The organism is Winogradskyella sp. R77965, from assembly GCF_044594915.1.
GTDB lineage: Bacteria > Bacteroidota > Bacteroidia > Flavobacteriales > Flavobacteriaceae > Winogradskyella.
The window spans coordinates 2,908,471-2,921,081 of record NZ_CP138990.1 but is presented as its reverse complement, the minus strand read 5'-3'; the positions used below and the strand labels follow the sequence as shown (position 1 = coordinate 2,921,081).

The following is a 12,611-nucleotide window of genomic DNA, read 5'->3' as shown; positions in this document are numbered from 1 at the left end:
CTCTTATGGAAAAGCCATTCAAATTCAAAAAATTTACAATACATCAAGATCGTTGTGCTATGAAAATCGGCACAGATGGTGTTTTACTTGGTGCTTGGACTTCACTTAGCAACGAACCATCTTCAATTCTAGATATTGGTGCTGGTACAGGCGTTTTATCTTTAATGCTTGCTCAACGAAGTCAAGCACAGAATATTGAAGCTCTTGAAATCGATGTAGATGCTTACGAGCAATGCTCAGAAAATTTTGAAAACTCGCCATGGGCAGATCGCTTATTTTGCTATCATGCTTCTCTAATAGAATTTGTTGAAGAAGTTGAAGGTTTGTTCGATCTCATCATTTGTAACCCTCCATTCTATTCAGAGGATTATAAAACAAATGATAATTCAAGAGATTTGGCTAGATTTCAAGATGCCATGCCTTTTGAGCATCTCATATATGCTGTTGCTAATTTACTTTCTGAAGAAGGTATCTTTTCAGTTATAATTCCATTTAAGGAAGAAGACAACTTTGTTGATTTAGCTTCAAAAGTGGGATTGTCGCTTAAGCGTTCACTTCGAGTAAAAGGGAATCCAAATTCTGAAATTAAAAGAAGTCTTTTAGAGTTTTCATTTTACGATTCTAACATTGAATCCTCCGAAATAGTTATTGAAACCGAGCGTCATCAGTACACAGATGACTACATCAATCTTACCAAAGATTTTTATCTGAAAATGTAGCTTAGTTTTTGTGCACTGAAAACGTTTTCGTTACTTTTGTTTATCAATTCTTTAAAAGATAAAAATGAAGCCAGATTTATTCGAAGCACCAGATTATTATAACCTCGATGAATTACTTTCTGAAGAGCACAAATTAGTGCGAGACGCAGCAAGAGAATGGGTAAAGAGAGATGTTTCTCCTATTATTGAAGAAGCTGCTCAAAAAGCAGAATTTCCAAAATCAATTATTGGAGGTTTAGCTGAAATTGGTGCATTTGGCCCTTATATACCCGAAGAATATGGCGGAGCGGGTTTAGACCAAATTTCTTATGGCTTGATAATGCAAGAAATTGAGCGTGGAGATTCTGGTGTACGAAGCACGGCTTCAGTTCAATCGTCTTTAGTAATGTATCCAATCTGGAAATATGGCAACGAAGAACAACGCCAAAAATACTTACCAAAATTAGCTTCTGGTGAATGGATTGGTTCATTTGGACTAACCGAACCAGATCATGGCTCTAATCCTGGTGGCATGACTACAAATTTTAAAGATATGGGAGACCACTATCTTTTAAATGGCGCTAAAATGTGGATTAGTAATTCACCATTCTGTCAAATCGCAGTAGTTTGGGCTAAGAATGAAGAAGGACGAATTCATGGACTCATAGTGGAACGTGGTATGGAAGGCTTCTCAACTCCTGAAACACATAATAAATGGTCCTTACGTGCCTCAGCGACTGGTGAGCTTATTTTTGATAATGTAAAAGTTCCAAAAGAAAATCTATTACCTAACAAATCAGGTTTAGGAGCACCTCTTGGGTGCTTAGATTCTGCGCGTTATGGTATTGCTTGGGGAGCAATAGGAGCTGCAATGGATTGTTATGACACAGCTCTTAGATATAGTAAAGAAAGAATTCAATTTGGTAAACCTATTGGACAGTTTCAATTACAACAAAAGAAATTAGCTGAAATGATTACTGAAATCACCAAAGCACAACTATTAGCTTGGAGACTTGGTGTAATGAGAGAAGCTGGTACTGCAACCTCAGCTCAAATATCTATGGCAAAGCGTAATAATGTGGATATGGCATTAACCATTTCTCGTGATGCCAGACAGATGCTTGGTGGAATGGGAATTAGCGGCGAGTACTCTATTATGAGACACATGATGAACCTCGAAAGTGTTGTTACCTATGAAGGTACGCACGATATTCATTTACTTATTACAGGGTTAGATGTTACAGGTCTAAATGCTTTTAAGTAAATCTTAAAAATAAAGTTTATAAAAATGCTTCTCATTTAGGGAAGCATTTTTTGTTTACATTTACTTTATGTCTTCAAAAACCAGATTAGACAAAGCGTATAAAACAGCAAAACGAATTTCGTTTGACAACAGTTCTAAATTCATTTTATTTAGCGATTGTCATCGTGGAGACAATAGTTTTGCAGATGATTTTGCCAATAATCGAAATATCTATTTTCATGCCTTAAAGCATTATTATTCTGAAGGTTTTAGTTATTGTGAATTGGGTGATGGTGATGAGTTATGGGAGAACTTATCATTTGAATCTATATTCTTTGCACATAAGAATGTATATATGCTGATGAAACAATTTCATGATGAAGAGCGTTTACACATGATTTGGGGAAACCACGACATGGTTTATCGCGATCCCAAATATGTTGAGAAACATTTATCAACTTATTTTGATCCAAAAATTGGAGAAGACGAAGACTTGTTTTGCGATATAAAATATCATGAAGGTATTGTTCTAAAACATTCTGAAACTGAACAAGAATTATTTTTAGCTCATGGTCACCAAGCGGATTGGTGGAATTACCTCTTCTGGAAATGGAGTCGTTTTATGGTTCGTATTCTTTGGAAACCTTTAAATGTAATGGGTATTGCAGATCCTACGAGTCCTGCGAAAAATTATAAAGAACTAATAAAAGTAGAACGTAGAACCAAAAAATGGATCATTGAAAACGATAATTTAATTACTATAATGGGTCATACACACAGACCTCGTTTTCCAGAACCTGGTGATATCGCCTTCTTTAATGATGGGAGTTGTGTGCACCCGAGGAGTATCACAGGTATTGAAATTGAAAATGGAGCTATCTCTTTAATTAAATGGCAAATTGTTACTACTGAAGATGGCACTTTAAAGATTGATCGTTATTTGTTGGAAGGGCCAACTAAATTGATTGATTATAAGACTGAGTAACAAATTCCTGCGAAGGCAGGAATCTCATGAATAAAGATTCTGAATTAACCGTGAATTGAAAAAACAGATTCTACCAATGCTAGTGCTTTTACCAACTTATTTTAAATTTATTAGGAGATTCCTGCCTTCGCAGGAATTTAAGACTCTGGAGCCAACTCAACCTCCAAACCTTCCATCTCTGGTGTCATTTGTATTTGACAACCTAAACGCGAGTTATCTTTCACATAAAATGCTTCTGAAAGCATAGCTTCTTCATCGTCTTGCATTTCCGGTAATTCAGAATCACTCAAAACGTAACATTGGCAAGACGCACACATTGCCATTCCTCCACAAACGCCAATTGTTCCTTCTGGAGCGAGTTCATAAGAACGTACTACCTCCATAAGATTCATTGCCATGTCAGTAGGTGCTTCAATTTGGTGCGTTACACCTTCTCTATCAATTATTGTTATTTTAATATCTGGATTCTCCACTACTCAATAGCTTTTACAACTGCTTTTGGTGCTTCTTTACGTGTACCATCAAAACCATCAATACCGCTAACTGTGGTGTATTTTAAAACATAACGTTTACCAGGATTAATAATTTGATATGCGGATTGACACATTAGAGTGGCTTCATGAAAACCACAAAGAATCAGTTTCAATTTCCCCGGATAAGTATTAACATCTCCAATCGCAAAAATACCTGGAATATTAGTTTGATAATCTAAAGAATTGTCAACCTTAATAGCATTTTTTTCTATCTCAAGTCCCCAATTAGCAATTGGTCCAAGTTTAGGAGATAAACCAAATAAAGGAATAAAATGATCTGTTTCTAATACAATTGGGTTTTCGTCTTTTTTTGTTACTTCAACGCTTTCAAGCTTATCATTTCCATTAATAGCAGTTATTTCAGCAGGTGTAATTAAATTTATCTTACCTAGATTTTTTAATTCTTGTACTTTCTCTACTGAGTCTAAATGTCCTCTGAATTCATTTCGTCTATGAATTAAAGTCACTTCTGAAGCAACATCACTTAAAAAGATGCTCCAATCTAAAGCAGAATCTCCACCACCAGCAATCACCACTTTTTTATCTCTGTATATTTCTGGGTCTTTAATGATATATTCAACACCTTTATCTTCAAAATCAGTAATGTTATGAATTAATGGCTTTCGAGGTTCAAAACTTCCTAAGCCACCAGCGATAGCCACGACAGGAGCTTGGTGCTTTGTACCTTTGTTTGTGGTTACAATAAATGTACCATCCTCTTGCTTTTCAATTGTTTCAGCACGCTCACCAAGCGTAAAGCCAGGTTCAAATTGCTTACATTGTTCCAGTAATTTATCGGTTAGGTCACCTGCTAAAATTTCTGGATAAGCCGGAATATCATAAATCGGTTTTTTAGGATAAATCTCAGAACATTGACCACCAGGTTGTGGTAAAGCATCAATTAAATGACATTTTAGTTTAAGGAGCCCTGCTTCAAAAACTGTAAAAAGTCCTGTGGGACCTGCACCAATTATAAGAATATCTGTTGTAATCATTAATGTAAATTTGAAAGTAAAACTACTAATGTATTTTAGAGTATAGTGTGATAAAAGTCACAATACTTATTCCACATTAATAACTTTTTCTATTTGAGGAGCATATTTTTTAATGGTCATTTCTACACCAGACTTCAATGTCATTTGGTTAACGCTACAGGAGGTACAAGCACCTACAAGTTGTACTTTAACAAACTTACCATCATCAATAGATAATAAATTAATATCACCACCATCACTTTGCAGAAATGGACGAATCTCATCTAATGCTTTTTCTACATTTATTTTAAGTTCCTCTGTACTCATTTACTTTTTGTTTACAGCAGAGCAACCTGCCATTGTTGTAATTTTAATTGCTTCGGTAGCTGGTAAAGCTTTATTTCTATTTACTACTTGCTGAACAACCTCACGAGTTATCTCTTCGAAAGCTTCCTCTGTAGGAGTTGCTGTTTGCAACGCTGCTGGTCTACCTACATCACCTGCTTCTCTTATACTTTGAACTATTGGCACCTCGCCTAAAAACGGTACTTTTAAATCTTCAGCCAAATTTTTAGCTCCTTCCTTACCAAAAATATAATATTTGTTTTCTGGTAATTCACCAGGAGTGAAATACGCCATGTTTTCAATAATTCCTAAAACCGGAACGTTGATACTATCTTGCTGAAACATTGCAACTCCTTTTTTAGCATCCGCTAAAGCCACATTCTGAGGAGTACTTACCACAACAGCTCCAGTAATTGGTAAAGCTTGCATAATACTTAAATGAATATCACCTGTTCCCGGAGGTAAATCGAGTAATAAAAAATCTAATTCACCCCAAGCTGCATCAAAAATCATTTGGTTTAATGCTTTGGATGCCATTGGTCCACGCCATATAACTGCCTGATCTGGTTTTGTAAAAAACCCAATGGACAAAATTTTAACTCCGTAGTTTTCTACAGGTTTCATTTTAGATTTTCCTTGTACATTTACCGATAATGGACGTTCGGTAGCTACATCGAACATAATAGGAATTGATGGTCCGTAGATATCGGCATCTAAAACTCCGACTTTAAATCCCATTTTAGCTAAGGTCACTGCTAAATTTGCAGTTACAGTAGATTTTCCTACACCACCTTTACCAGAGGCCACAGCTACAATATTTTGAATACCTGTTATAGGTTTTCCTTTAATCTCATTTTTAGCAGGCTTAGCTGGAGCATCAACTTTTACATTAACCTTTATTTTCGCTTTTTCATAAACGTCTCTATGAATGGTTTGCAAAATTTCAACTTCTGTTTTCTTTTTTGCTTGAAGGCTTGGGTTTTTAATCGTAATATCCACAATAACCTCATCTGCAAAAGTCACCACATTAGTGACGGCTCCACTATCTACCATGTTTTCACCTTCCCCAGGTGCAGTGATGGTTTTGAGAGCGTTAAGTATATCTTGTTTGTGTAGTTTCATCTGTTAATTTTGAACTTTACTAGTCAGTTAGATGGAATTCGCCATTTGTATTCTAGGACAACTAGAATGATTCATTTTGGCTCATTTCAATGCTTATCTAGATTTATTCTAAATGCAAAGATACTGCTAAAAGTTTAGATTTTGAAAGGGATAAATTGAATTGAATAATAACTGGATTTAGTTTATAAATGGATAATCAAATTTATAATTCCTTAGCAGGATCCCAATACACAGCTTCTAAATTCTGAATCTGATTATCTATAACTTCAATACCTTCACTTTCTAAAAGTTGTTGCATTAAGTTGGTACCTTCAAAATGGTGCTTTCCGGTTAGCAAGCCTTTTCTATTTACCACGCGATGAGCAGGTACATCCTTTCCGCCAGAACCGTTCATAGCATAACCAACTATACGAGCACTTTTTGCAGCACCTAAATATTTCGCAATTGCCCCATAACTAGTTACTTTTCCATAAGGAACCAATCTGGCAACCTCATATACTTTTTCAAAAAATCCAAGAGTTTCAGGTTGCATTATAATTCTCTTAAAATATTAATAAAAGTTATCAGTGCTACAATACCAGTAATAATACCGATACTGTAATTCATGCTTTTTTGAGAGGTAAACTTTTTGTCTTTTATTTTATCAAAAAAGAATATATAAAAGTAAAGCGCTACAAAAGTTCCCATAGAAGCACCAGTAACGTAGGTAATGATATTTGTACGTTCAAAATTCATCCAACCAAAAGAAGCTAATGTAATAGTCATATAAGCTTGGTAAGGTATTGGGAATACATTAAGGGCAGAAAGAAACATACCATGAAGAAGGCGGCCATGTTTACTTTTCATTTCAGTTTTAGTCTTTTTTTCTTTTTGTTTTGAAGCTAATATGAGAAAGTATATGGTAATAAGTACAAAAAGCACAAAGGCAACTCGCTGAAGAATTTCGACTATATCTGGTCTATTGGATAAATATCTTGCAAAGATTGCCGCAATGTAAGTCTGAACAAAAACAACTATTGAAACACCCGAAGAAAACATTATCCCTCGTGCAGCCCCCTCTTTTAAGCTAATTCTCGCTGCAGTCATATTGAGCAATCCTGGTGGAATTACACCAATAAGCGCAACAATGAGTCCGAGAAAAAAAATGACTGTTATGCTCAAATTTTAATTGATTTTGAACCGAATATACGTAATTGCTTTGTCTTTCTCTAAATACTGGTTTTCATAGAAGGTCTGAATCTCCGTAACTTCCTCTGGACTACCTTCTAATTTATACACATTATGATTAGCATATAATACTTCATGTCCTAATCCATGTAACAGCCCAAGTGTATATCCATGCATAAACTCACTGTCGGTTTTGAGATGCATTAATCCATCTGGTTTTAATACTTTTTTGTAGCGATCTAAAAACTGTAAGTTAGTCATACGATGCTTGGTGCGTTTATATTTTATCTGTGGATCTGGGAAGGTAATCCATATTTCATCAACTTCATTTTCTTCAAAAATATATTCGATAAGTTCAATTTGTGTTCTTATAAAAGCTGCATTAGGTATGTTTTCTTCAATTGCTGTTTTCGCACCTCTCCAAAAACGTGCACCTTTAATATCTATACCTATAAAGTTTTTATCTGGATAGCGTTGTGCTAGACCAACCGTATATTCTCCTTTACCACAGCCTAATTCTAAAACCAAAGGATTCTTATTTTTAAAAATATTCTCCCTCCATTTACCTTTTAAATGATAGTTTTCTTTAACTAATTCATCTCGTGTTGGTTGAAACACATTTACAAAGGTTTCGTTTTCCTTAAAGCGTTTTAGTTTGTTCTTACTTCCCACCTGTAATACTATTTGTCTGTAATATTAATAATTCGGTAAAATTAAGGAAACATTTTAGGTTTATCTTTGTTTCATCGACTCATAAATAAAATAAAAAGATACTGAATCTTGTTTTACAAAATAGACGCATTCTGGTTGCTCCACTAAATTGGGGTTTGGGACACGCTACGAGATGTATTCCTATAATAAATGCATTAATAGAATTCAATTTTGAACCCATTATTGCCAGTGATGGAGCAGCTCTTGAATTGTTAAAAAAAGAATTTCCTAAACTTAGAGCCTTTGAATTACCTTCCTATAATATCACTTATTCAAAAAAAGCAAACAACTTTAAAGTAAAACTATTAAAAGATGCGCCTCATCTTTTAAAAACTATAAAAAGAGAAAAAAAATTAGTTGAAAATTTAATAGAAACTCAAGCTATTTCTGGTATTATTTCAGACAATAGATTTGGTGTGCGAAACAAAACCATTCCTTCGGTTTTTATAACACATCAATTGCGCGTTTTAAGCGGAAGTACAACTTGGCTTAGTTCTAAATTGCATCAAAAAATGATTTCAAAATTTGATGAATGTTGGGTGCCTGATCATGTTGGGACTGTAAATTTAAGCGGAAATTTAGGACATGTAGAAGACTTTGTCTCTTCAGTTAAATACTTAGGACCATTAACAAGATTTAAAAAACTTAATATCAATATAAAATATAATCTCCTTATTTTACTCTCAGGACCAGAACCTCAACGTACATTTTTAGAAAAAAAACTATTAAAAGACTTAAAAAAATATCAGGGAAAAGTATTATTTGTAAAAGGAATTATTGAGAATGAGCAAAAGAAAGCGGAAATAGATCATATGGTTATATACAATTTCATGACCAGCAATGAACTCGAAATCGCTATTAATGAAAGTGATATTATTCTCAGTAGATCGGGTTATACAACCATAATGGATTTAGCTAAGCTTGAAAAGAAAGCCTTTTTCATACCAACACCAGGACAGTTTGAACAAGAGTATTTGGCTAAAAAGTTACAAGCTGAAGGTATTGTGCCATATAGCAATCAAGATGATTTTAATATTGAAATGTTATCTGAAATTGAAAATTATAGTGGTTTTGAATCGAAAGAATACCAATTAAACTACAAGAAGCTATTTAGTCTTTTCTAAAGTAAAAGAAAACTCACTACCAACACCTAGTTGACTTTCTACATATATTTTTTCTTCGTGTGCCTCAATAATATGCTTTACAATTGAAAGTCCTAAACCAGAACCACCTTCTTTTCGAGAGCCACTTTTGTCTATGCGATAAAAACGCTCAAATAAACGCGGAATATTTTCACTTGAAATACCTTCTCCATTGTCTGTTACTCTAATAATAGCTTTATTTTTAATTAGGTTTTCTATACTCACTTCTGTCGTACCTTTATCTCTTCCATATTTAATAGAATTCACAAGCAGATTAGTTAAAACTTGCTGAATCCGTTCTTTATCCGCAAAAACCATGATAGGATCAAGGTAATCAATATCAAAAGTTAGGGTGATATTTTTTTTAGCTGCCTTCATTTCAAAAAGATCAAACACATTTTGCACCAATTTTACGATATCAAAATTTTCTTTCTCTAAACTGAGATCACCAACTTCTAATTTAGTAATCATGTCTAAATCTTTTATAATATAAGTTAGCCGTTCTACTCCTTTACTAGCTCTTTGAAGATATTTCTTTTTTGTTTTTTCGTCTTTTATACCTCCATCTAATATGGTGAGTAAATAACCTTGGACGGTAAATAGAGGTGTTTTAAGTTCGTGAGAAACGTTACCAATAAATTCTTTGCGATATTCTTCCCTTATTTTTAAGGTCTCAATTTCAATTTTTTTGTTTTTAGCATACTTATCAATTTCTTTTGTAAGTGTCCCCATGTCAGTGGTAATGGGCTGTTGTCTTAAACTTGTAGATTCTAAAAGGGTAAGATCATCATATATTTTCTTAACACGTCTGTATATAAAGCGTTCTACTCTATACTGTATAATTGCGAAGCACAAAGGGAAACAAATTAACGGAAAGAAAGCAATCTGCCAATTAAAGGAATGGTAGTAGTACAAAAAAAAACTCACAATAATTGTAGTGAACACCGTTACATATAGCGATGTTTTAATTGCGAATTTGTAAGTTTTTTTTAGATTATTTTTTTGCATTAGTCCACAAACTTGTAACCAACGCCTTTTACGGTTTTAAAGGATTTATCTCCAATTTTTTCACGAAGTTTTCTGATATGTACATCGATAGTTCTGCCTCCAACAATGACTTCATTTCCCCAGACTTTATCTAAAATCTCTTCGCGCTTAAAAACCTTACCTGGTTTGGTTGCTAGCAAAGATAACAATTCAAACTCTTTTCTAGGTAATGCAATTTCTTTACCTTTATTAGTAATCTTATACTCTTCTTTATAAATAACCAAATCACCTATTTTGACTACAGTATCTGTGGCACTATCTTTATCTTTTAATCGTCTTAACAGGGCCTTCACTTTACTTACTAGAACTTTAGGCTTAATTGGTTTTGCTATATAATCATCAGCGCCTGCATTAAAACCAGCAACTTGTGAATAATCTTCTCCTCTTGCTGTTAAAAATGTAATGATGGTTTCACTTAAGTCAGACTGTTCTCTAATTCGTTCACAAGCTTCAATACCATCCATTTCTGGCATCATAACATCTAAGATGATTAAATGAGGTTTATGCTTTTTCGCTTTTTCAACCGCTTCAATACCATTTTCACCTGTAATAATCTGATAACCCTCTGCAGATAAATTAAAGCCAACAATCTCTAAAATATCTGGCTCATCATCGACCAATAATATTTTAATGTCTTTCTTTTTCAATATTAATGCAATTTAATGTTTAGTAAATATAAAATATATCTTCTTTAAGTTTACAATAATATGCAATTGATAACAATTCGCTAACATTAGATCCGTAAGTTTTTGCAAATTACAAACCTTATATATTTACTATGTTAACTTATTGTAAAAAATGTCTTTGTTAATAAACTCAATTATAAATATTGACTATTTGTTAGTATATTTATAATCTAAACTTTTTAAAAATCGATTATGAAAAAAATTTACTTTTTACTTTTTACTCTTATAAGTTTTGCTTCATTTGGGCAAGTTATTGTGGCAGAGGATTTTGATTACCCAGACGGGAGTTTAGTACCGAATGGCGGATGGGCCAATACAAGTGGTACTGCAGGTGATTTCTTAGTATCCTCTGGTGAAGCGGTCGTTCAACATGGCACTCCTAGTGAAGATGTTGAAATTTCTTTCTCCTCCGTTACAGGAGATATTTATGCAGGATTTGATTTTTCAGTAGATGATTTGGGTGCACCTTATTCTTCTGCTGGAACTGATTTTGAATATTTTGCTCATATGAGCTTTAGAGCTCAATTGGATATTGTTCCTCCAACTGGTGGAGGAGATTATTCTGTAGGTATATCATCTGATGCAAATATAGCTGAAGCTGTGTGGGCAACTGATTTAACTTATGGTACTACGTATAGAGCCATTATTAGATTTAATCAAGATACTGGTACGGCTGAACTTTGGATTAACCCGGCTACATCTACAGACACATCCATTATTGGTACTGATGATGGTGCAACATCCGTTGACTCTTTTGACTTAAGACAATCAGATTCTGATGAAAACGAAACCATTCGAGTAGATGATTTAATGGTTGGGCAAACTTTTAATGATGTGCTAACTTTTACTGCCCAAACTGATCCTGAAATAACTATTGTTAGTCCTACAAACGGTGCTACCCTTACTCCGGGTACAACGTCTGCGGATTTAGTATGGACAACTGACAATTTAATCGGAGGAGAAACAGTGAATATTACTGTTAATGGTAGTACCTCAAATGGTGTTACTAGCCCTTTTCCTATTGCCACTATGGATGGAGGAACTTATGATGTTACAGTAGAATTAGTAAATGGTACTGTATTAGATAGTGATATGATAAGCTTTTCAGTTGGTACAATTACACAAGCTGCGGACATTACCGCGTTACGTGCAGGGACTATTGGTGAAAATTACGAATTAACTGGGGAAGCCATTATATCTTATATTGTAACAGAGGGCTCTAGAAATCAAAAATATATTCAAGATGGTGGTGCTGGAATTTTAATTGATGACACTGCTGGTACTTTAAGTACTGCATTTAATATTGGTGATGGAATCACAGGATTAAAAGGGGAATTATCAGAGTTTGCTGGAACACTTCAGTTTGTCCCTAGTGAAAATGTAGCTAGTGCTTCTTCAACAGGCAACACCCTAACTCCTATAGTAGTCAGTGCTTCTGACCTTTTAACAAATGGGGAGACCTATGAAAGTAGATTAATAACTCTGAATAATGTAACTTTTGCGGATACTGGTACTTTTACAGATAATACAAATTACAATGTAGCAGATGGTAGCGATGTTACTATTTGTAGAGTCGCTTTTGGTGATGAGGACTTAATTGGTACAGCAATCCCAACTGCGGCATCTAGTATCACTGGTTTAGGTGGTCAGTTTAATTCTGATTATCAAATTTTTCCAAGATATGCTAGTGATGTTGCTGCTGTTTTGAGTACAAATGATTTTGATGCTAATTCATTTAGCTTATATCCAAATCCAACTAGTACTGGTTCGGTTTACATTTCATCTACAAATAGTGATGTAATGCGCGTACAGATTTTCGATATTCTAGGAAAACAAGTTAAAAACGATACCTTAACAAATAATACGTTAAATGTTTCTAACTTAAAATCTGGAGTCTATCTTGTAAAGATTACTCAGAATGATGCTTCAACTACTAAAAAATTAGTGATTAAGTAACT

The 12,611-nt window shown here is 34.1% G+C and carries 14 protein-coding genes; 5 read left to right on the top strand and 9 right to left on the bottom strand.

From position 1 onward, the window contains the following. Window positions 1-5: 5 nt before the first annotated feature. The 3 genes from SJY34_RS13110 (at window position 6) to SJY34_RS13100 (ending at window position 2,926) form a co-directional block, all read left to right on the top strand. Entirely contained in the window at window positions 6-719 is a 714-nt protein-coding gene (locus SJY34_RS13110; protein ID WP_400076345.1) for a tRNA1(Val) (adenine(37)-N6)-methyltransferase, read from the top strand. A gap of 64 nt (window positions 720-783) precedes the next feature. Beyond that, entirely contained in the window at window positions 784-1,962 is a 1,179-nt protein-coding gene (locus SJY34_RS13105; RefSeq protein WP_400076343.1) for an acyl-CoA dehydrogenase family protein, read from the top strand. A gap of 67 nt (window positions 1,963-2,029) precedes the next feature. Continuing rightward, on the top strand, window positions 2,030-2,926 hold the full coding sequence (locus SJY34_RS13100; protein ID WP_400076341.1) for a serine/threonine protein phosphatase: 897 nt from the start codon (window positions 2,030-2,032) through the stop codon (window positions 2,924-2,926). Window positions 2,927-3,063: 137 nt separating this feature from the next. Here SJY34_RS13100 and SJY34_RS13095 read toward each other — a convergent pair whose 3' ends face one another. The 7 genes from SJY34_RS13095 to trmB all read right to left on the bottom strand — a co-directional run bounded on the left by SJY34_RS13095 (window position 3,064) and on the right by trmB (window position 7,739). Next, window positions 3,064-3,399, bottom strand: coding sequence for a ferredoxin (locus SJY34_RS13095; protein ID WP_400076339.1), 336 nt, complete (start codon window positions 3,397-3,399; stop codon window positions 3,064-3,066). Next, window positions 3,399-4,454: an NAD(P)/FAD-dependent oxidoreductase gene (locus SJY34_RS13090; RefSeq protein ID WP_400076337.1), complete on the bottom strand. Its 1,056-nt coding sequence runs from the start codon at window positions 4,452-4,454 to the stop codon at window positions 3,399-3,401. Before SJY34_RS13090 ends, SJY34_RS13095 begins: the two co-directional genes overlap by 1 nt. A 66-nt stretch (window positions 4,455-4,520) precedes the next feature. Continuing rightward, window positions 4,521-4,760: a NifU family protein gene (locus SJY34_RS13085; protein WP_400076335.1), complete on the bottom strand. Its 240-nt coding sequence runs from the start codon at window positions 4,758-4,760 to the stop codon at window positions 4,521-4,523. Next, a complete protein-coding gene (locus SJY34_RS13080) occupies window positions 4,761-5,900 on the bottom strand; it encodes a P-loop NTPase (protein WP_400076333.1) in 1,140 nt (379 codons plus the stop codon). It abuts the gene before it with no gap. Between the two features lie 202 nt (window positions 5,901-6,102). Next, on the bottom strand, window positions 6,103-6,432 hold the full coding sequence (locus tag SJY34_RS13075; protein WP_400076331.1) for an MGMT family protein: 330 nt from the start codon (window positions 6,430-6,432) through the stop codon (window positions 6,103-6,105). Continuing rightward, entirely contained in the window at window positions 6,432-7,061 is a 630-nt protein-coding gene (locus tag SJY34_RS13070) for a LysE family transporter (protein WP_400076329.1), read from the bottom strand. Before SJY34_RS13070 ends, SJY34_RS13075 begins: the two co-directional genes overlap by 1 nt. Window positions 7,062-7,064: 3 nt before the next feature. After that, window positions 7,065-7,739, bottom strand: a complete 675-nt coding sequence (trmB, locus tag SJY34_RS13065; protein ID WP_400076327.1) for a tRNA (guanosine(46)-N7)-methyltransferase TrmB — start codon at window positions 7,737-7,739, stop codon at window positions 7,065-7,067. Between the two features lie 155 nt (window positions 7,740-7,894). On the opposite strand from trmB, the gene SJY34_RS13060 reads away from it, so the two are divergent. Further along, the gene (locus tag SJY34_RS13060; protein WP_400076325.1) at window positions 7,895-8,902 is read left to right on the top strand and encodes a glycosyltransferase; all 1,008 of its coding nucleotides are present in this window, start codon (window positions 7,895-7,897) and stop codon (window positions 8,900-8,902) included. Here the strand turns inward: SJY34_RS13060 and SJY34_RS13055 are convergent. Further along, entirely contained in the window at window positions 8,885-9,928 is a 1,044-nt protein-coding gene (locus SJY34_RS13055; protein ID WP_400076323.1) for a sensor histidine kinase, read from the bottom strand. The genes SJY34_RS13060 and SJY34_RS13055 overlap by 18 nt on opposite strands. Further along, a complete protein-coding gene (locus SJY34_RS13050) occupies window positions 9,928-10,614 on the bottom strand; it encodes a response regulator transcription factor (RefSeq protein ID WP_400076321.1) in 687 nt (228 codons plus the stop codon). Before SJY34_RS13050 ends, SJY34_RS13055 begins: the two co-directional genes overlap by 1 nt. A 231-nt stretch (window positions 10,615-10,845) precedes the next feature. Here SJY34_RS13050 and SJY34_RS13045 point away from each other — a divergent pair, with 231 nt between their 5' ends. Further along, window positions 10,846-12,609 (top strand): T9SS type A sorting domain-containing protein, encoded by a 1,764-nt coding sequence (locus tag SJY34_RS13045; protein WP_400076319.1) that lies wholly within the window; start codon window positions 10,846-10,848, stop codon window positions 12,607-12,609. The last annotated feature ends 2 nt before the right edge of the window (window positions 12,610-12,611 follow it).

Bases quoted from the DNA above. Each gene is read 5' to 3' on its own strand.
- SJY34_RS13110 (WP_400076345.1), top strand. From the start codon at position 6: ATGGAAAAGCCATTCAAATTCAAAAAATTTACAATACATCAAGATCGT.
- SJY34_RS13105 (WP_400076343.1), top strand. From the start codon at position 784: ATGAAGCCAGATTTATTCGAAGCACCAGATTATTATAACCTCGATGAA.
- SJY34_RS13100 (WP_400076341.1), top strand. From the start codon at position 2,030: ATGTCTTCAAAAACCAGATTAGACAAAGCGTATAAAACAGCAAAACGA.
- SJY34_RS13090 (WP_400076337.1), bottom strand. From the start codon at position 4,454: ATGATTACAACAGATATTCTTATAATTGGTGCAGGTCCCACAGGACTT.
- SJY34_RS13085 (WP_400076335.1), bottom strand. From the start codon at position 4,760: ATGAGTACAGAGGAACTTAAAATAAATGTAGAAAAAGCATTAGATGAG.
- SJY34_RS13080 (WP_400076333.1), bottom strand. From the start codon at position 5,900: ATGAAACTACACAAACAAGATATACTTAACGCTCTCAAAACCATCACT.
- SJY34_RS13075 (WP_400076331.1), bottom strand. From the start codon at position 6,432: ATGCAACCTGAAACTCTTGGATTTTTTGAAAAAGTATATGAGGTTGCC.
- SJY34_RS13055 (WP_400076323.1), bottom strand. From the start codon at position 9,928: ATGCAAAAAAATAATCTAAAAAAAACTTACAAATTCGCAATTAAAACA.
- SJY34_RS13045 (WP_400076319.1), top strand. From the start codon at position 10,846: ATGAAAAAAATTTACTTTTTACTTTTTACTCTTATAAGTTTTGCTTCA.